Annotated in this window: 16 protein-coding genes and 2 pseudogenes; 7 read left to right on the top strand and 11 right to left on the bottom strand. The window is 74.4% G+C overall.

Annotation, left to right across the window (positions count from 1 at the left end):
* Window positions 1-2 precede the first annotated feature (2 nt).
* Together ACFC02_RS06845 and ACFC02_RS06840 are read right to left on the bottom strand one after the other, a co-directional pair.
* On the bottom strand, window positions 3-674 hold the full coding sequence (locus ACFC02_RS06845; protein ID WP_376353228.1) for a class I SAM-dependent methyltransferase: 672 nt from the start codon (window positions 672-674) through the stop codon (window positions 3-5).
* 120 nt (window positions 675-794) lie between these two features.
* Entirely contained in the window at window positions 795-2,534 is a 1,740-nt protein-coding gene (locus ACFC02_RS06840) for an MFS transporter (RefSeq protein ID WP_376353226.1), read from the bottom strand.
* A 269-nt stretch (window positions 2,535-2,803) separates the two neighbouring features.
* On the opposite strand from ACFC02_RS06840, the gene ACFC02_RS06835 reads away from it, so the two are divergent.
* The gene (locus ACFC02_RS06835; protein ID WP_376353223.1) at window positions 2,804-4,261 is read left to right on the top strand and encodes a DHA2 family efflux MFS transporter permease subunit; all 1,458 of its coding nucleotides are present in this window, start codon (window positions 2,804-2,806) and stop codon (window positions 4,259-4,261) included.
* A gap of 466 nt (window positions 4,262-4,727) precedes the next feature.
* The gene (locus tag ACFC02_RS06830) at window positions 4,728-5,540 is read left to right on the top strand and encodes a class I SAM-dependent methyltransferase (protein WP_376353221.1); all 813 of its coding nucleotides are present in this window, start codon (window positions 4,728-4,730) and stop codon (window positions 5,538-5,540) included.
* A gap of 45 nt (window positions 5,541-5,585) precedes the next feature.
* On the opposite strand, the gene ACFC02_RS06825 is transcribed toward ACFC02_RS06830, so the two are convergent.
* The 4 genes and pseudogenes from ACFC02_RS06825 to ACFC02_RS06810 all read right to left on the bottom strand — a co-directional run.
* The gene (locus ACFC02_RS06825) at window positions 5,586-6,218 is read right to left on the bottom strand and encodes a response regulator transcription factor (protein ID WP_360969094.1); all 633 of its coding nucleotides are present in this window, start codon (window positions 6,216-6,218) and stop codon (window positions 5,586-5,588) included.
* A gap of 391 nt (window positions 6,219-6,609) precedes the next feature.
* Window positions 6,610-7,926, bottom strand: a complete 1,317-nt coding sequence (locus ACFC02_RS06820; RefSeq protein WP_376353218.1) for a sensor histidine kinase — start codon at window positions 7,924-7,926, stop codon at window positions 6,610-6,612.
* A gap of 13 nt (window positions 7,927-7,939) precedes the next feature.
* Window positions 7,940-8,659 (bottom strand): annotated as a pseudogene (locus ACFC02_RS06815) (ABC transporter permease).
* Window positions 8,660-8,816: 157 nt separating this feature from the next.
* Window positions 8,817-9,201 (bottom strand): annotated as a pseudogene (locus ACFC02_RS06810) (hypothetical protein); the annotation flags it as partial.
* Window positions 9,202-9,401: 200 nt separating this feature from the next.
* Between ACFC02_RS06810 and ACFC02_RS06805 the strand changes: the two are divergent.
* A complete protein-coding gene (locus tag ACFC02_RS06805; protein ID WP_376353214.1) occupies window positions 9,402-10,346 on the top strand; it encodes a MaoC/PaaZ C-terminal domain-containing protein in 945 nt (314 codons plus the stop codon).
* Window positions 10,347-10,431: 85 nt separating this feature from the next.
* On the opposite strand, the gene ACFC02_RS06800 is transcribed toward ACFC02_RS06805, so the two are convergent.
* Together ACFC02_RS06800 and ACFC02_RS06795 are read right to left on the bottom strand one after the other, a co-directional pair.
* A complete protein-coding gene (locus ACFC02_RS06800) occupies window positions 10,432-10,590 on the bottom strand; it encodes a hypothetical protein (protein ID WP_376353212.1) in 159 nt (52 codons plus the stop codon).
* A 105-nt stretch (window positions 10,591-10,695) separates the two neighbouring features.
* A complete protein-coding gene (locus tag ACFC02_RS06795) occupies window positions 10,696-12,426 on the bottom strand; it encodes a hypothetical protein (RefSeq protein ID WP_376353209.1) in 1,731 nt (576 codons plus the stop codon).
* A gap of 512 nt (window positions 12,427-12,938) precedes the next feature.
* Here ACFC02_RS06795 and ACFC02_RS06790 point away from each other — a divergent pair.
* Genes ACFC02_RS06790 through ACFC02_RS06780 form a run of 3 tightly spaced genes read left to right on the top strand, consistent with a single transcriptional unit; the run spans window position 12,939 to window position 16,188 of the window.
* Window positions 12,939-13,799, top strand: coding sequence for a Nif3-like dinuclear metal center hexameric protein (locus tag ACFC02_RS06790; RefSeq protein WP_376353206.1), 861 nt, complete (start codon window positions 12,939-12,941; stop codon window positions 13,797-13,799).
* The gene (locus tag ACFC02_RS06785) at window positions 13,796-14,539 is read left to right on the top strand and encodes a zinc ribbon domain-containing protein (protein WP_376353310.1); all 744 of its coding nucleotides are present in this window, start codon (window positions 13,796-13,798) and stop codon (window positions 14,537-14,539) included. The genes ACFC02_RS06790 and ACFC02_RS06785 overlap by 4 nt, the downstream gene beginning before the upstream one ends.
* Window positions 14,540-14,559: 20 nt before the next feature.
* Complete coding sequence (locus ACFC02_RS06780; RefSeq protein ID WP_376353204.1) at window positions 14,560-16,188, top strand: histidine phosphatase family protein; 1,629 nt, start codon at window positions 14,560-14,562, stop codon at window positions 16,186-16,188.
* On the opposite strand, the gene ACFC02_RS06775 is transcribed toward ACFC02_RS06780, so the two are convergent.
* The 3 genes from ACFC02_RS06775 to ACFC02_RS06765 form a co-directional block, all read right to left on the bottom strand.
* On the bottom strand, window positions 16,163-16,810 hold the full coding sequence (locus tag ACFC02_RS06775; protein WP_376353201.1) for a bifunctional 4-hydroxy-2-oxoglutarate aldolase/2-dehydro-3-deoxy-phosphogluconate aldolase: 648 nt from the start codon (window positions 16,808-16,810) through the stop codon (window positions 16,163-16,165). The two genes, ACFC02_RS06780 and ACFC02_RS06775, sit on opposite strands and share 26 nt — an antisense overlap.
* Before the next feature lie 88 nt (window positions 16,811-16,898).
* Window positions 16,899-17,690 (bottom strand): peroxide stress protein YaaA, encoded by a 792-nt coding sequence (yaaA, locus tag ACFC02_RS06770; protein WP_376353198.1) that lies wholly within the window; start codon window positions 17,688-17,690, stop codon window positions 16,899-16,901.
* 27 nt (window positions 17,691-17,717) lie between these two features.
* Window positions 17,718-18,344, bottom strand: coding sequence for a hypothetical protein (locus ACFC02_RS06765; protein ID WP_376353195.1), 627 nt, complete (start codon window positions 18,342-18,344; stop codon window positions 17,718-17,720).
* On the opposite strand from ACFC02_RS06765, the gene ACFC02_RS06760 reads away from it, so the two are divergent.
* Window positions 18,312-18,584: a hypothetical protein gene (locus ACFC02_RS06760; protein ID WP_376353192.1), complete on the top strand. Its 273-nt coding sequence runs from the start codon at window positions 18,312-18,314 to the stop codon at window positions 18,582-18,584. The genes ACFC02_RS06765 and ACFC02_RS06760 overlap by 33 nt on opposite strands.
* Window positions 18,585-18,634 lie beyond the last annotated feature (50 nt).

The raw sequence follows: 18,634 nt of genomic DNA, 5'->3' as shown, positions 1-18,634 counted from the left end.
CTCTAACCTCGGACCGTGCCGGCCGGGCCGGCCGCGCCGGTTCGCCGCAGGACGCGCAGCGAGCCCGTCACCGACACCTCGGCGAACTCCCCGGACTCCAGGGCCCGCAGGTACACGCGGTACGGCGCCTGCCCGGTGAACTCGTCCACCGGGTCGGGGAACACGTCGTGGATGACCAGCAGCCCGCCCACGGCGACGTGCGGGGCCCAGCCCGCGTAGTCGGCGCCGGCGTGCTCGTCGGTGTGGCCGCCGTCGACGAAGACGAGCCCGAGCGGGGTGTTCCACACGGCGGCGACCTGCGGCGACCGTCCGACGAGCGCCACCACGTGCTCCTCCAGGCCGGCCCGGTGCAGCGTGCGCCGGAAGGCGGGCAGTGTGTCCATCAGGCCGATCTCCGGGTCGACCGTCTCCGGGTCGTGGTACTCCCAGCCGGGCTGCTGCTCCTCGCTGCCGCGGTGGTGGTCGACGGTGAGCGCGGTGACCCCGGCCTGCCGGGCGGCGTCGGCGAGCAGGACCGTGGAGCGCCCGCAGTACGTGCCGACCTCCAGCAGGGGCAGCCCGAGCCGCCCGGCCGCCACCGCCGCCGCGTACAGCGCCAGCCCCTCGTCCGTGGGCATGAACCCCTTCGCGGCCTCGAACGCGGCCAGGATGTCGGGCTTCGGTACCGCGGTCATGCGGCGGGTCCTTCCGGTCGTACGGGCGTTCCGGGCGCCCATGCTGCCGCACCCGCTGCCGGGCGGGCGACAGCGGGTGCGGGGGAAGGGGAGGGAGGGGGAAGGGGCGCCGGGCGTGCGTCAGGCGGTGACCGTCTCGGTCGGCAGGGACAGGTCGAGGTCGACCGGGCGGTCGTCGCCCGCGTGGGTCGCCGCGGAGGCGTGCGGGCCGTGACCGGAGGCGCGGGCGGCCAGGACGTAGGGGCCCTGGGCCGGGACCGCGAGGGTGTACCTGCCGTCCGCCGTCGAGAGGGTGGCGCCGGCCTGGCGGCCGTGCCGGTCGATCAGCGTGACCTTGGCGCGGGCGACCGGGGCGCCGGTGGCGTCCAGGACCCGGCCGCGGAAGCCCCGCAGCACCTCCTCGGCGTGCGCCAGGCCGGCGTCCTCCTCGCTGCTGGCGCGCAGTTGCGGGACGGTCGAACGGTTCGGCCGGGGCAGGAAGACGGCGAGCACCAGGCCGAGGGCGACGGCGGCGGTGGCGATCAGGAAGGAGACCCGGAAGCCGTGCATCGTCGGGACGGCGACGCCGTTCACGTGGTCGGCGGTGTTGGCCAGCACCATGCCGATCACGGCGCTCGACACCGACGTGCCGATGGACCGCATCAGCGTGTTGAGGCCGTTGGCCGCACCGGTCTCGGAGGCCGGGACCGCGCCGACGATCAGCGCGGGCAGCGAGGAGTAGGCGAGGCCGATGCCCGCGCCCAGCAGGACCGAGGTGAGCACCGTCTGCCAGGCCGCGCTCATCAGGCCGAGGCCGCCGCCGTAGCCGATCGCGATGATGAGCAGGCCGGTGATCAGGGTGACCTTGGGGCCGTAGCGGGCGGACAGGCGGGCGTAGACCGGCGCGGTGAACATCATCGTCAGGCCCAGCGGGGCCACGCACAGTCCGGCGACGACCATCGACTGGCCGAGGCCGTAGCCGGTGGCGGCGGGCAGCTGGAGCAGCTGGGGCAGGACGAGGGAGACGACGTAGAAGGCGACGCCGACCATGATCGAGGCGAGGTTGGTCAGCAGCACCTCGCGGCGGGCCGTGGTGCGCAGGTCGACCAGCGGGGCCTTGCTGCGCAGCTCCATCAGGCCCCACAGCAGCAGGACGACGAGCGCGGCGGCGAACAGGCCGAGCGTGGTGCCCGACGACCAGCCCCAGTCGCTGCCCTTGGTGATCGGCAGCAGGAACAGCACCAGTCCGGCGGACAGGCCGAGCGCGCCCGGCAGGTCGAAGGAGCCCTCGGCGCGCATGGGGGACTCGGGGACGGTGAGGAGGGTGAGGGCGATGGAGAGGACGCCGAGCCCGGCGGCGCCGTAGAAGAGGGCGTGCCAGTCGGTGTGCTGGGCGACCAGGGCGGCGGCGGGCAGCGCGAGTCCGCCGCCGACGCCGATCGAGGAACTCATCAGGGCCATCGCCGAGCCTAGCTTCTCGCGGGGCAGCATGTCGCGCATCAGGCCGATGCCGAGCGGGATCGCGCCCATGGCGAAGCCCTGGAGGGTGCGGCCGACGATCATGGTGAGCAGCGCACTCGTGAACGCGCTGACGAGCGCGCCCACGACCATGACGGCGAGGCTGGCTATGAGCATCCGGCGCTTGCCGTAGAGGTCGCCGAGGCGGCCCATGATCGGCGTGGCCACGGCGCCCGAGAGAAGAGTGGAGGTCAGGACCCAGGTGGCGTTGCTGGGAGAGGTGCCCAGCAGCTGCGGCAGGTCCTTGATGACCGGGACGAGCAGGGTCTGCATCACCGCGACAACGATGCCCGCGAAGGCGAGCACCGGGACGACGGCCCCGCTCGCGCTCCGGGTGGGCCGGCTGGTCGTCGTGAGCGTCATTGAGGGCGGCCTCCAGGCCTTGAGAAGAGGGATCGGCGGTCATCCGTGCGAAGTAAGTGCCGGGTAAACCTCGTACGCCCAGGCACCTATTCCGATGCTTTGGCGTACTAACGAATTCTTGACCGTTCCGAAAGAATCTGACTGGACGTCAGGTGAAGTGGCGGGGAGGCAGCGCCCGAGGGGGGCGGGGGGTGCGGAAGACGTAGGTCTCCGGGACCAGGCGGCCTGGCGCGAAATCCCGATGCAAGGGGCACGGGTGGCTTGAGACCATGACACTCATGCTCGAAGCCGCCGCCGGCCGCACCCAGGCCACCCGCCGCCGATCCCCCGCCCCGCCCACCTGGCTCGTCGTCGCCCTCGCCTGCGCCGGGCAGTTCCTGGTCGTCCTCGACGTGTCCGTCGTCAACGTCGCCCTGCCCTCGATGCGCACCGACCTCGGACTCAGCGGCCCGGGCCTGCAATGGGTGGTGAACGCCTACGCCATCGCGTTCGCCGGGTTCATGCTGCTCGGCGGCCGGGCCGGCGACCTCTACGGGCGCAAGCGGATGTTCCTGGTCGGGCTCGGCCTGTTCACCCTCGCCTCGCTCGGTGGCGGTCTCGCCCAGGAAGGCTGGCAGCTGCTGCTCGCGCGGGCCGTGCAGGGCCTCGGCGCGGCGGTGCTCGCCCCCTCCACCCTGACCCTGCTCACCGCCGCCGTGCCCGAGGGCGCCGCCCGGGCCCGGGCCATAGCCACCTGGACGGCGGTCGGCGCGGGCGGTGGCGCGGCCGGCGGCCTGGTCGGCGGGATCCTCGTGCAGGGACTGTCGTGGCGATGGGTGCTGCTGATCAACGTGCCGATCGGCGCCGTCGTCCTGGCGGGCTCGGCGTGCTGGCTGACCGAGAGCCGTGCGGGCGACCGCAGGCGGCTCGACCTGCCGGGCGCGCTGCTGGTCACGGCGGGCCTGGCCACCCTCGCCTACGGCATCTCGCAGACCGAGGCCCAGGGCTGGACCGCCGCGGCCACCCTGACCCCGCTGCTCGGCGGACTCGCCCTCGTCGCCGCCTTCCTCGCGGTGGAGGCGCGCACCGCCGCCCCGCTGATGCCGCTCGCCCTGCTGCGCGTGCGCTCGGTGGCGTCCGCGAACGCGGCGATGCTCGTCTCCGGCTCGGCGATGTTCTGCATGTGGTTCTTCATGACGCTCTACGCGCAGAACGTCCTCGGCTACTCCCCGCTGGACGCCGGACTGGCCCTCGTCCCCAGCTCCCTCGCCGTCGTCCTCGGCTCCAAGATCGCGCCGCGCCTCATGCGGGCGGCGGGCGCGCGCAACGTCGCCGTACTGGGCACGCTGGTGGCGGCGGCCGGGTTCGGCTGGCAGTCGGCGATGCGCGCGGACAGTGCCTACCTGACGGCGATCATGTTCCCCGGCATCCTGATGATGCTCGGCGCGGGCCTGGCCGGCACGCCGCTGGCCGCGCTGGCCACCTCCGGGGCCGCCCCCGGCGACGCCGGGCTCGTCTCCGGGCTCATCAACACCTCGCGCACGATGGGCGGTTCGCTCGGCCTCGCGGTCATGTCCACCCTCGCCGCGTCGCGCACGGCGGGACGCACCACACCGGTGGGCCTGACGGACGGCTACGCCCTGGTCTTCCGCACCGGAACGGCGGTTCTGCTCGGCGGAGCCGTGCTGATGCTGGCATGGCTGCCGCGCAGTGCTGGACGGGCGCTCGAGAAGCGGGCGGCGGGCTGAGCGGCCGAGGGCCGAGGGTCGAGAGCTGGGCGGCTGAGGGCTGAGCGGCCGAGGGCCGAGGGTCGAGGGCTGGGCGGCTGAGGGCTGAGCGGCCGAGGGCAGAGGGTCGAGGGCTGGGCGGCTGAGGGCTGAGCGGCCGAGGGTCGAGGGCTGGGCGGCTGAGGGCTGAGCGGCCGAGGGCAGAGGGTCGAGGGCTGGGCGGCTGTGGGGAGAAAGAGGGCCCGGGGCGGCTCTGGCCGGTGCCGCGCAGGCCCTCGGCGCGCCCCCGGGCGCGACTTCCCCGCGCCGGCGACATGTTCTCCCACGGCCTCCGCCCCGGCCCCACGCCGCCCGGCACAGGCCCTCCGCGGACCGCGTCGAACACCCGACGAACCCCTTCTGACCTCGCCTTTCCCGGCGTACGCCGCTACTGTCGCGCGCGCCACCAAAACGGGCCCGGCGCAGGGCCCGGCGAGAGGGGAACCGCATGGACCGGGACATCCGTACCGTGGACGACGTACTGCGGCTGCTGGACGGGCTGTTCGCACCGGACGCCGACCGGTGGACGGACGGCGCGGCCGACTGGTGGGACGGCTTCTACGCCGACCGGGCCCGGCCGGTGCCGTTCTTCGCCGCCCGGCCGGACGAGAACCTGGTGGAGTGGTTGGACAAGGGGATGATCGGCGGGCGCCGCGCCCTGGACCTGGGGTGCGGGCCGGGCCGCAACGCGGTGCACCTCGCCACCCGGGGCTTCGAAGTGGACGCCGTGGACCTCTCGCCCGCCGCCGTGGCCTGGGGGAGGGAACGGGCGCGGGAGGCCGGTGCCGAGGTGCGGTTCCTGTGCGGGGACGCCTTCGGGGCGGCCGGGGACCGGCTCACCGGGTCCTACGACCTGGTCTACGACTCCGGCTGCTTCCACCACCTGCCGCCGCACCGCCGGATCAGCTACCTCACCCTGCTGGAGCGGGTCCTGGCCCCCGGCGGACGGTTCGCCCTCACCTGCTTCGCCGCGGGCGCCATGGGCTCGGAACTGTCCGACGCCGAGCTGTACCGCACCTCCCGGCTGCACGGCGGACTCGCCTACACCCCCACGTCACTGCGCCGGATCTTCTCCGGGCTGGGGGAGGTGGAGCTGCGCCGGATGCGCGACGAGGGGGACGGATCGCCGTGCTTCGGGGAGGACTTCCTGTGGACGGCGCTGTTCCGCAAGGAGCCGGCGGGTGCGGGTGCGGGTGCGGATGCAGGTGGGGGCGCGGGTGCCGAGGGCGGGGCCGAGTTCGGGGCCGAGGCCGGGACCTGACTCCGTCCCCGTCCCCGTCCCCGTCCCGTCCCCGCCCTCGTCCCTCTACAGCCACCCTTGCTGCCGGGCCTCGCGCATCGCCTCCATGCGGTTGCGGGTGCCGGTCTTGCCGATGGCCGAGGAGAGGTAGTTGCGGACGGTGGACTCCGACAGGTGCAGTTTCAGGGCGATGTCAGCGACCGTCGCTCCGTCCACGGACGCCTTCAGCACGTCGCACTCGCGGGCCGTGAGCGGGCTCGGACCGGCGCTGAGGGCTGCGGCGGCGAGCGCCGGGTCGACCACCGTCTCGCCCGCCAGCACCCGCCGGATCGCGGCGGCCAGCTCCTCCACCGGCCCGTCCTTGACGAGGAACCCCGCCGCGCCCGCCTCCATCGCCCGGCGCAGATAGCCGGGCCTGCCGAAGGTGGTCAGGATGAGCACCCGGCAGCCGGGCGCCTGCTCGCGCAGCTCGGCGGCGGCGTCGAGCCCGCTCCTGCCGGGCAGTTCGATGTCCAGCAGGGCCACGTCGGGACGGTGGGCCAGCACGGCGTCCACGATGGCGTCCCCCGCCGCCACCTGGGCGACGACTTCCATGTCCTCCTCCATACCGAGCAACAGGGCGAGCGCGCCCCGCATCATTCCCTGGTCCTCCGCGAGCAGGACGCGGACGGACTTGGCGGGCCGGTGGTCCCGAGGCATCTCGTTCACGTGCCAAGCGTATTGAGTCCACGTCCGTTGACCGCAGCGCGTTTGCCGACGTCGGTTTGTCGAGGTCGGTTTGTCGACGTCGGTTGGTCAACGTCCTTTGGCCGCCGTCTGTTAGCCACCGTTGGTTGGCCACCGTCCGTGGGCCAACGCTAGTTGGCAAACGTCAGTAGGCAAACGTCAGTAGGCAAACGTCAGTAGGCAAACATCGGTAGGCAAACGTCAGTAGGCAAACGTCGGTTGGCTGACGCCCGTGGTCAACCGACGTCGGCAAACGCCGGTTGGCCAACGGGTATTGGCCCGCCCCTGGCCCTGGGCCAACGTTGGTGGGCAAACCCCAGCTGGCCAACGGACGCTGGCCTCCTCCTCCGTCGGTGGCCGCCCCTCACCCCTCAGGCGTGCCCCCGCCGCCCGTCGTGGCGGCGGCCAGAGCCGCGGCAGTCAGGTCCTCCGTGCTGGTGGGGAGTTGCGCGGTGACCGTGAAGCCGCCGCGCGGTGACGGGCCGGCCCGCAGGGAGCCGCCGGCTGCCGAGAGGCGTTCGGTCAGGCCCTTCAGGCCGGTCCCGCCGATGCCGGGCGCGGCCGGCCGGGCGGGGGCGGCCGGTGGGCCGGAACCGTTGTCCGCGACCGTGAGGCGTACGTGTTCGGCCGCGCCGGAGACCGTGATCTCGCAGCGGTCCGCGGCGCTGTAGCGGACCGCGTTCGTCACCGCCTCGCGCACCACCCAGCCCAGCAGCGCCTCCGTCTGCGGGGTCAGGGGCGGTCCCGAGCGGCGTACGACGGGTTCGATGCCGGCGGCGGTCAGCGCCGAACGCGCCCGGTCCAGCTCAGTGCTCAGACTGCCCTCACGGTAGCCCGTGACCGCCTCGCGGATCTCGGTGAGCGCCTGCCGGCCGACCGCCTCGATGTCGGACACCTGCGTCAGCGCGGCGTCCATGTCCCGGGGAGCCAGGCGCCGGGCCGCCTCGGACTTCACCACGATCACCGACAGGGTGTGCCCCAGCAGGTCGTGCAGGTCGCGGGAGAACCGCAGCCGCTCCTCCTCCACCGCCCGCCGGGCCAGTTCCTCACGGGCCGCCCGCAGCTCCCGTACGGCCTCGCTCAGACTCAGTATCGCGGCCGTCACCATGGTCGACAGGAACGTGGCGTAGGCGATGTTGACGCCGTCCCAGCCCTCGTGGAAGGCGGCGACGAAGCCGGAGAACACCGCCAGCGACATGCCCGTCCGCCCCAGCCAGGGGCCCCGCATGATCGAACCGGTCGCCAGCCCCAGCAGCGGGAAGAACAGCAGCCAGTTGCCGCCGTAGCCGAGGCCCAGCGCGGTGGTGACCAGGCCCATCAGCAGCAGAGCCGCCCGTGTCGCGGTCGCCTCCCGCCGCTTCCTGTCGAAGGCGTTGAAGACGACGTAGATGTACAGCGAGTTGAAGACGAGCAGGCCCAGGCCGCCGATCCACGGGTTCGGGGTCCTGCCCTGGAAGATGTTGGAGAGCGAACCCAGCCCCATCAGCAGCCACGGCAGCAGGGCGAAGCCGGTGGGCGGCGGCCCCGGGTTCTCGGGTACCCGCCCGGCCTTCTGCGCGGCCTTCCAGTCGGCCTTCAGCTGCTCCTTGTTCTCCTTCCAGAGACGCTGCGCCTCCCGCGCCTCCCCGACGGCCTCGCGCCACGACTCCACCCGGCACGAGACACTGCGCGCCCACTTCATTCCGTTCCCCCGATCAGACGGTTCCCGCGTTGCGGCGGTACGACAGCACAGCGTACGAACCGAACGCGACGAGCCGGCCCGCCAGCACGAGGAGGGCACTCATGGCCGGGCATGCCCCTCGGTGATCGCGACGCCGACCTGCGCGAACCGGTTCGTCGGCGTGTACGCCGACACCGAGCGCAGCCGGCGCGGGAAGAGGCCGGCCGGGAACCACAGGCTCCCGAGCACCGCGAGCCCCAGGTTGCACACGATGTTCGCCCCGGCCGTGGTCCGCGAGGTCAGCCCGTAGCCGTTGCCCAGACCCAGCAGCGTGAACGGGATCGAGCCCAGCCACAGCAGCAGCGCCGTCAGCACCCACTGCCACACCCCCAGACGTACGCCGTTGACCAGGCCGCCCGCCAGCAGCACCGCGCAGACGGCGGGCAGCACCGTCACCGCCGCGCTCAGCGCCCGGCCGACGACCACCTCGTGCGGGGGCATCGGCGTCACCCTGAGCTGCCGCAGCCAGCCCAGTGCGCGGTCCTCGGCGACCCCGCCGCCGGTGTTGAGCGCGGAACCGACCGCGCCGTAGGCGGCCCATGCCCACCATGGCGGCCGTCCGCCAGGCCCGGTCGCCGTCCTCGCCGATGTTGGTGAACAGCAGGTACATCATCACCGGGACGGCGACCCCGCCGATCACGAACCCGGTGTCACGCAGCGTGCGGCGCACCTCCAGGCGCACGTAGTCCCACATCAGACCGTCTCCCGTTCGTGCGCAGCGTCGCCGTCGCCGTCGGCCGCGGCTGTGGTCAGTGCCAGGAACGCCTCGTCCAGCGAGGCCGGGGCGACCTCCAGACCGCGGATCGCACCCAGCCCGGCCAGGGCGACCACCGTCGCGTCCGGGTCGTCGGTGCGGCGGGCAGCGGATCGGGGTAGCGGCCCGCCACGAAGCCCACCAGTTCGCCGACCGTGACCCGCGGCACCGCCCGCCCCTCCTGGAGCATCGCCCCGACCAGCCCGACCAGCCCGACCAGCCCGACCAGCCCGACCAGCCCGGCCCGCACCGCCTGCTCGGGCGGCGCGCCGAACAGCTCCACCGAGCCCGCGTCGGGCGCGCTCAGCCCCAGCAGCAGCGAGATCGCCGTCGACTTGCCTGCGTCGATGGGGGTGCCCCCTGCTCTTTGGAGCTTGGGGGAGGCCAAGGAGGGCCACCGTCTCGCCGCGCATGATGTCGAGATCGATGCCGTCTACGGCACGTACCGCACCGTAGACCTTGGCCATCCCCCTGAAGGACAGGGCACTTCGTGTCTGTGTCATGACAGCGACGCTACGGACCCGGGCCGGGCCTGCGGCAGATGCGCTTGTACGGACTCGGACGGGACGTCCGCACCACCCCGGGCAGGACGAATGTCACGGCGACACCGGCGCCGCCACCCCCGCAACTGATTCCCCGTCAGGAACTTCGCGGGCCGGGAGCCCCGGGTGTACAGAGAGGCATGCCCATCGACGCAGCCCGCGCCCTCGCGGCCGCACCCCGCACCCGTGAGATCTCCTGGACGCCCCGGGACGTGCAGCTCTACCACCTCGGCCTCGGCGCGGGCGTCCCCGCGACCGACCCCGGCGAACTGCGCTACACACTGGAGACCCGGCTGCACGTCCTGCCCAGTTTCGCCACCGTCGCCGGCGGCGGCGCACCCGGCGTGATCGGCGCCCTGTCCATGCCCGGCATCGACGTCGACCTCGCCCGCGTGCTGCACGGCGGCCAGTCGCTGACCGTGCACCGCTCGCTGCCCGCCGCGGGCACCGCCACCGCCACCAGCCGGATCACCGCCGTCCACGACAAGGGAACGGCGGCCGTCCTCGTCCTGCGCACCGAGGCCACCGACCCCGGCGGACCGCTGTGGACAGAGGAGGCGCGGATCTTCGTACGGGGAGAGGGCGGCTGGGGCGGCGACCGCGGCCCCGCCGCCCGGCCGGAGGCGCCCGCGGGCGACCCGCTGCGCACCGTGGAGCGGCCGGTACGCGAGGACCAGGCCCTGCTGTACCGCCTGACCGGCGACCGCAACCCGCTGCACGCCGATCCCGCCTTCGCGCGGGCCGCCGGGTTCGACCGGCCGGTCCTGCACGGCCTGTGCACCTACGGCATGGCCCTGAAGGCGGTCGTCGACACGCTGCTCGACGGGGACGTGACCCGGGTGCGCTCCTACGGCACGCGCTTCGCCGGGGTGGTGTACCCGGGGGAGACCCTGTGCGTACGCATGTGGCCGTCACCATCCCTGCCACGGTCGCTGTCGCCGTCTCTGCCGTCGCCGTCGCCGTCGTGGGGGTCGGCGTCGGCGTCGGGTTCGACGTCGGGGGCGGGCAGGGTGCGGGTGGTGGTGAGCGCTGTGGAGCGTGAGGACGCGCCCGTGCTGGCCGACACGGTCGTCGACCACGACTGAGCGGGCGGCCCGCCGACCGGACCGGGATGCGGAACGGCCCCGTCCTCCTGAAAGGACGGGGCCGCGCGCTTCGCTCTCCGCGCTGTCAGGCCGCCACTTCGGTCTGCTCCTCACCCGTCTTGCGGTGCCGGCCGCTGGGGGCCGTCTCGCCGTCCCGGGAGGAGACCGGACCGCGGTGCTTGCCGTGGCCCTTGGCGTCCTCGACATCGGTCGTGAGCTGCTGGGTCGTGCTGGCGTCGGTCATCGGAAAGAACTCACCCCGTCAACATCATCTTTCGTACAGCCGGGCGAGTGTAACCGGCACACCTCGGGCGAAATCCAGGCGGCCACGCCAACCGGCACGAGTTCGTTACCTGCCCGCTACGCGCCCTGTCACCGGGCCCGTCATCCGCCCTGTGCGCGCGGCCTGTTGGAGGGTCACGGGGCGGGGGACGACCGGTGTCGGAGGCTCCGGTTCCGGGGGCTGGGGGAGGCCGTCGGGCGGGAGCGGGGCGGAGGTCGGGAGGGCGGCGGAGGGGTGCGTGGCCTGCGCGTTCGCCGTGTGCGGGCCGACCGTCTGCTGGTGCGGACCCTGCGGTGTCTGCGAAGGCTGTGGCGCGTGTGAGTGCTGTGGCGCGTGTGAGTGCTGGGGTGCATGCGAGGGCTGTGGTGCGTGCGAGGGCTGTGCTGCCCGCGGGGTCTGCGCGGGCGGCACGGGGTGTGGGTTGCCGTCGCCGGGGTCGGTGTCCCACGGCCCGCCGTCCGGGCCGCCCTCAGGTCCGCCGTCCGCTGCGCCCGCCGGGGCCGGGAGTGCCGACGCGCGGCGCACCGGCACCCACCGTGCCCCGCGGATCCCCGGGGACGCCCGGCGGGCCGCCGGGAACGGCACCGGAAGGGGCGCGAGGGCGGGAGGCATGGGCCCGGGGCGGGCGGCCGGAGCAAGAGCCGCCGGAAGAGGCGACGGAAGGGCCGGCGGGGGGACCGGGGGGAGGGCCGGCGGCAGGGGGCCGGGCAGGGCCGCCCGCGCGTCCGCCGGTTCCCTCGCCGAGGCGGTCCAGCGCGCCACCCCGCACGGCACCGCGCCCGTGCTGAACGGCAGCCGCAGCGTGCCCCCGTCCGTCCACACCCCGGCACCGGTCAGCCACCCCTCGGGCGCGGACACGTGACGTAGCCGCCGCTCCGCGGGCCGCCACACGCCGACCCAGTCGCCGAACGGGCCGTCGCAGCGCAGCGCCACCGCGCACTGCTCAGGAGTCAGCACCTGCCCCGGCTGGACCGCGAACGGCGTCACCACGCAGTCGGGCAGTTGCAGGCACCGGGGGAACCGGACCGGCAACGTGCTGCCGAGCACCCCCCACCCCAGCCGGGCCCGCCCGGGGGAGGGAGCGTCCGAGCGGATCAGCAGCAGCCCGCTGTCGGGGTCGGCCAGGAGCAGCCGGTCGTCGCTGTGCGGCGCGATCTGGAGCAGCGGCGACACCTCTCCGCCACCTCCGAGGTCCACCGCGACCGCTTTGGTACGCCCGCCGGTCCGCCGGTCCAGGGCCAGCATCCGCCCCGCCCGGTCCAGCCAGACCCCGCCCGAGCAGTGGCCCGGCACCTCGGCCAGCAGTTCGGGCCCGAAGGCGCCGCCCGCCACCAGCCACACGGCCGAGGACAGGGGTCCCACCGCGAGCGCGTACGCCCGCTCGCCGCCGGGTGCGCAGGGCAGCAGCCGCATCCGGGTGCGGTCCGGGCACTCGACGGCGCCCAGCGGCAGTTCGCCGGTGCCTGGGTCGGTGGGGTACAGCAGGGAGAAGGTGTGGCGGCCCTCGACCAGGCGCCGGATGAGGACCCGGCCGTCGCTCATCGGCTGCACCTCGGTGCCGGGTTCCTCGGGCTGGTCGGCGGGCAGCGGCACCGCGTACGGCTCGGGACCGTCCAGCGTCCAGCGCTCGGGGTACCAGGAGCCGCCGCTGCGGGTGAGCCGGGCGGCGTACGCGCCGTCCACCGTGATCGCGCAGCCCGCCGCCGGTCTCGCGCCGTCCTCGCCCGCCGCCGAAGGCGGTGGGGCGCCCTCCTGTTCAAGTGCTGCCGAGAGCCCCGGAGAGGCACAGACTGTCATCGCTCGGTCACCTCCTGTGAGGACGCTAGTTTTCGTACGCACAGGCGGAGGACCGGCGGGCGGGCGCTTCACACATACGGGTGGCCCAGGAACGATTCGCCTGAGAAGAGCGGAACGTTTGTGCTGAAGGAAAACGAAACTGCTGTGCGACCCCGAGCCCCGGACGGACCCCCGACGGGACCGACCCCGTCGGGACCCACCCTGATGGGACCGGGCCCCGACGGGCCCCGGACGGACCCCCGGACCGGACGCGGCGTGGCCCGGCCGGGCTCCGGATGGGCTCCGAGCGGAAGCGGGGCGGGCTCCGGGCGGAAGCGGAGCGGAAGCCGGGCAGAACCCTGACGGGATCTGCGGGCCGGCCCCCGACCTGCTCCGACCGACCCCGACCGCGCCCCCACCGGACCCCGACGGAACCACCACGGGACCCCCGGGCCGGACCCCGGCCCGGACGGCTCCCCCCGAGGCGGCGGCACCGGTTCAGCCGCGCCGAACACCCAGGTAGCCTTGCACCCGTGCCCCGTCTGTCTGAAGTCATCGCCGCGCTGGAGACCCTGTGGCCCGCCGAGCGGGCCGAGTCCTGGGACGCGGTCGGCACCGTCGCGGGCGACCCCGGCCAGGAGGTCGGCCGGGTCCTGTTCGCCGTCGACCCGGTCCAGGAGATCGTCGACGAGGCGGTGAAGCTGGGCGCCGACCTGCTCGTCACCCACCACCCGCTCTACCTGCGCGGTACGACGACGGTCGCGGCCTCCACCTTCAAGGGCCGCGTCGTGCACACCCTCATCAAGAACGACATCGCGCTGCACGTGGCCCACACCAACGCCGACACGGCCGACCCGGGCGTCAGCGACGCCCTCGCCGGGGCGCTGGACCTCAGGGTCGTACGGCCCCTCGTCCCGGACCCGGGCGACCCGCAGGGCCGCCGGGGACTCGGCCGGGTCTGCGCACTCGACCACCCGCTGACCGTGCGCGAACTGGCCGCCCGCGCCGCCGAGCGGCTGCCCGCGACCGCGCAGGGCATCCGCGTCGCCGGCGACCCCGAGGCGGTCGTCCGCACGGTCGCCGTCAGCGGCGGCTCCGGCGACAGCCTCTTCGACCACGTACGGGCCGCCGGCGTGGACGCCTTCCTCACCGCGGACCTGCGCCACCACCCGGCCTCCGAGGCCCGCGCCCACAGTCCTCTCGCGCTGCTCGACGCGGCGCACTGGGCCACGGAATGGCCCTGGTGCGAGCTGGCCGCAGCACAGCTCGACGAGATCTCCGACCGGCACGGATGGGGCCTGCGCGTCCACGTCTCCAAGACGGTCACCGACCCCTGGACCGCCCACGCGGCGTCCACCGCCACCACCGACGAAACACCGGGAGCCCCCAACTGAACGCCGCGCCCGCCGACCAGATCCGACTCCTCGACGTCCAGGCCCTCGACGTCCGCCTGCAGCAGCTCGCGCACAAGCGGAAGTCGCTGCCCGAGCACGCCGAGATCGAGTCGCTGACCAAGGACCTCACGCAGCTGCGCGACCTGCTCGTGGCCGCGCAGACCGAGGAGAGCGACTGCGCCCGCGAGCAGACCAAGGCCGAGCAGGACGTGGACCAGGTGCGCACCCGCGCCGGCCGCGACCAGCAGCGCCTGGACTCCGGTGCGGTCACCTCCCCGAAGGACCTGGCCAACCTCCAGCACGAGATCGCCTCCCTCGCCAAGCGCCAGGGCGACCTGGAGGACGTCGTCCTGGAGGTCATGGAGCGCCGCGAGTCCGCGCAGGAGCGGGTCGCCGAGCTGACCGAGCGCGTCGGCTCCGTCCAGGCGAAGGCCGACGACGCCGCCGCCCGCCGTGACGCGGCCTTCGAGGAACTGGACGGCGAGGCCGCCTCCGTGACCAAGGAGCGCGAGGTCGTCGCCGCCTCCGTCCCCGCCGACCTGCTCAAGCTGTACGACAAGCTGCGCGAGCAGCAGGGCGGCATCGGCGCGGCCAAGCTGTACCAGCGCACCTGCCAGGGCTGCCGCCAGGAGCTGGCCATCACCGAGCTGAACGAGGTCCGCGCCGCCGCCGCCGACACGGTCGTGCGCTGCGAGAACTGCCGCCGCATCCTGGTGCGCACCGCCGAGTCGGGCCTCTAGGCGCCGAAGGAGCCGCGGACGTGCGGGAGTTCATCGTCGAGGCCGACGGCGGGTCACGGGGCAACCCGGGGCCCGCGGGCTACGGTGCGGTCGTGCTCGACGCGACGACGGGCCAGGTGCTGGCGGAGGCCGCGGAGTACCTGGGCACCGTCACCAACAACGTCGCCGAGTACCGCGGCCTGCTGGCCGGCCTGCGGGCCGCGCACGGCCTGGACCCGGCGGCGACGGTGCACGTCCGCATGGACTCCAAGCTCGTCGTCGAGCAGATGTCCGGCCGCTGGCAGATCAAGCACCCGGCCCTGCGACCGCTCGCCGCCGAGGCCGCCCGCGCCCACCCGGCCGAGCGGGTCACGTACGAGTGGATCCCGCGCGAGCGCAACAAGCACGCCGACCGCCTCGCCAACGAGGCGATGGACGCGGGCGCTCGGGGCGAGCAGTGGTCGCCGTCGACGTCCACGGCGGAACTGGACGCGGGGACGCGGGCGGCGGAGGCACCGGCCGCCGCCGCACGACCCACCACGACGGCCCGCACGAACACATCGAACACGTCGGACGCATCGGACGCGTCAGGTGCATCGGGCGCGGCACCCGCCTCGGACGCCGCGGGTACGGCGATGTCCGGCGCCGTCGCCGACAGGCCCGGCACCGCCGGGGCGCAGCCCCCCGCCACCGATGAGGAGGGCGTCGCGATCGGCACCGGGCCCGCAGGCGCCGCCTCAGGCCCGCGGGCCGCAGGCGTGCCGGGGCCGGCCGCTGCCGAAGCGCAGGATGCCGGTGGCGCTCAGGCCGTCGCCGCAGACGCGGAAGGCGCCGCCTCCGGCGCGAAGGCCGACGCCGACGCGCGAACCGCCGCCGATGTACGGGCTGACGCCGATGTACGGGCTGACGCCGACGTGCGGGCCGACGCCGACGTGCGGGCCGCGCGGGCGGTCTCCGGCGCGCGGGCCGCCGTCGCCGGGCCGAGACCGGACGCTGCAGAGGCGCAGCAGGCCGTTGCCGCGCCTGGGTGGGCGCCCGCTGACCTGGGGGCGCCGGCCACGCTCGTGCTGCTGCGCCACGGGGAGACGCCGCTGACCCCGCAGAAGCGGTTCTCCGGCAGCGGCGGCACCGATCCCTCGCTCTCCGCCATCGGTCGCGAGCAGGCCGAGAAGGCGGCGCGGGCGCTGGCCCGGCGCGGCACGATCCAGGCCGTGGTGTCCTCCCCGCTCGCCCGCACCCGCGAGACCGCCGCGATCGTCGCCGCCCGCCTCGGCCTTGCGGTGGCGGTCGACGACGGGCTGCGCGAGACCGACTTCGGGGCCTGGGAGGGGCTCACCTTCGCCGAGGTGCGCGAACGCCACCCGGCCGACCTGAACGCGTGGCTGGCCTCCCCGGACGCCGAACCCACCGGCGGCGGCGAGAGCTTCACGGCGACCGCCGTGCGGATCGCCGCGACCCGGGACCGGCTGGTCACCGCCCATGCCGGGCGCACCGTCCTGGTCGTCACCCATGTGACGCCGATCAAGACGTTCGTCCGTCTCGCCCTCGGCGCCCCGCCGGAGTCCCTGTTCCGCATGGAACTCTCGGCGGCCTCGCTGTCGGCGGTGGCGTACTACGCGGACGGCAACGCGAGCGTCCGGCTCCTCAACGACACGTCCCACCTGCGCTGAGCCCCGCCGCCTCGCGGGCCAGCCGTTCGATCCGGGGCCAGTCGCGGGCGGCGAGCGCGTCCGCCGGGACCATCCAACTGCCGCCCACGCAACCGACGTTGGGCAGCGCCAGGTACTCGGGGGCGATACCGGGCCCGATGCCCCCGGTCGGGCAGAAGCGCGCCTGGGGGAGCGGACCGGCCAGCGACCTCAGGTAGGCCGTGCCGCCCGCCGCCTGGGCCGGGAAGAACTTCATCTCGCGCACCCCGCGCTCCAGCAGCGCCACGACCTCCGACGCGGTCGACACCCCGGGCAGGAACGGCACACCGGACGCCGTCATGGCCGACAGCAGGGTGTCCGTCCAGCCAGGGCTGACCAGGAACCGTGCGCCCGCGTCCACGCACTGGGCCACCTGCGCGGGCGTGACGACCGTACCGGCGCCCACCACGGCGTCCGGCACCTCGGCGGTCATGGCCCCGATGCCTTCCAGCGCGGCCGGCGTCCGCAGGGTCACCTCGATCGCGGGCAGCCCCCCGGCGACCAGTGCCCGGGCGAGGGGCACCGCGTCGGCGGGGTCCTCCAGGACGACGACGGGCAGGACGGGGGCGAGGTCCAGTACGGAGGCAGGCAGAGATGCGGGCATGGCGCCATCCTGCCCGCCCGGAACACCCTGCGCAAAGGCTGTTGCACATGATGCAACGCCTACGAAATGCCGCTCCCGTCAGCGGACCTCAGTGGACCTCGGCCACCAGTACGTCCAGCGACCAGGGCCGCCCCGCCCCCGCGGGGGCCTGGGCCTCCACCTCGTACCCGAGGCCGCGCAGCGCCTCGACCAGCTCGGCGGGGTCCGCCGGGGCGGCCCCGGCCGACAGCAGGCTCCGGACGATCCGTCCCTTGGTGGCCTTGTTGAAGTGGCTGACCACCTTCCGGGTGGGTGCGTGCAGCACCCGCACGGTCGCCGTCCGCCCGGCCACCTCGCCCTTCGGCTTCCATGCGGCGGCGTACGCGGCGGACCGCAGGTCCAGCACCAGCCCGCTGCCGGCCGCCTCGGGCAGCACCGCGGCCATCGGAGCGCGCCAGTACGCGCCCAGCGCGCCGAGCCCGGGCAGCTTCACCCCCATAGAGCAACGGTAGGAAGGGATCCGGTCGCTCACCCGGACCGCGCCCCACAGCCCCGAGAAGACCAGCAGCGAGCGGGCCGCGCGCCGCTTGGCCGCGGTCTCGAGGGAGGCCAGGTCGAGGGCGTCGTAGAGCACACCGGTGTAGATCTCACCGGCGGGCCGCGTGCCCGCCGTGCGCAGCCCGGCGTTCTTGGCGACCTCGCCGCGCAGCCCCTCGCTCAGCCCGAGCACCTCGCGCGCCTTGTCGTTCGCGTCGGGGTCGCCGCAGCAGAGGTCGACCAGCTCGTCGAGCACGGCCCTGCGGGCCTCGGTGAGCCCCGGCAGGGACAGCGAGTCCAGCTTCAGCGGGGCGCCTCGGCCGGGAGCGGCCTTGCCTTCGGAGGGCGGCAGCAGGACGAGCACGGGTTCTCCTTCGGGTAGGGCTCCCGGTCAGCGTACGGGGAGGGCGCTGTGCCTTTTGGCGCGGGCGGCCGGACGCGGCCTCACCCCCGCCTGAGGGCCGCCACCAGGCGGGCGGGCTCGTCCGCGTGAAAACCGGACCACGCGGATCTGACGGCGACGGCCGAAGAAGGTGGTGTGCGCGACCGGCTCGGTGAGTTCCAGGGTGAGGGTGGTCTGCCCGTTCACCGCCAGCTCCAGTTCGCCGTCGGTCCGCCGCGACTTCGGGGTGCACGTCTCACGGCGTACGGAGGCGATCCGCTCCAGCAGTACGCGCAGGTCGACGTGGGCGGCCCGGCGGATCCGCAGGGTGTCCGCGGTGAGCACGTGGGGGCGGACGGCGGAGGCGGCGTGCAGGGCGGCCACGAGGAGGATGGTGTGCACGTCCAGCACCGGCATGGCCTGTTCGACCGTGGGCCAGTCGCGCAGCATCACGGACGTGCCCAGCAGCTCGATCACGCACACGAAAGCCAGTCCGAACATGCTCGCCCCCTGCCCGCGGGCGTGCCCGAACGTCCTTCCGCCGCCCCCGGCGTGGGTGCGCCGGCCCACCCACAGCGCCAGACTGCCCAGCAGTCGCAGCTCGTGCCGCAGCAGCACGTACGCGGTCCTCGTCACGCTTCCTCCCCCGGCGAGCAGGGCCGTTCCCGCCGCCCTCGCCGAGACGGCACCGGACCTGCGCCCGAGCCCCGGCTCCTGGCCGCCCTGACCGTCGCCGCGTACCGCACGGTCTGCGCCACCTCCGCGGGCCGCCTGCTGGCGGGCGAGCGGGCCGCCGGCATCGTCGACGACCACCGCCGGCGCCCGACCGCCGCTTTCGACGCCCTGGAACGCGCCTTCCCCGCCCCCACCGCGTGACGAGACCACGTCCCGGTGCCCGGCCCCCTTCCCGGCCGGTATCATGGTCG

Source organism: Streptomyces sp. NPDC056160, from assembly GCF_042268205.1.
GTDB lineage: Bacteria > Actinomycetota > Actinomycetes > Streptomycetales > Streptomycetaceae > Streptomyces.
Note: the sequence above shows the minus strand (reverse complement) of the source record. Positions and strands in the feature narration are given on the sequence as shown.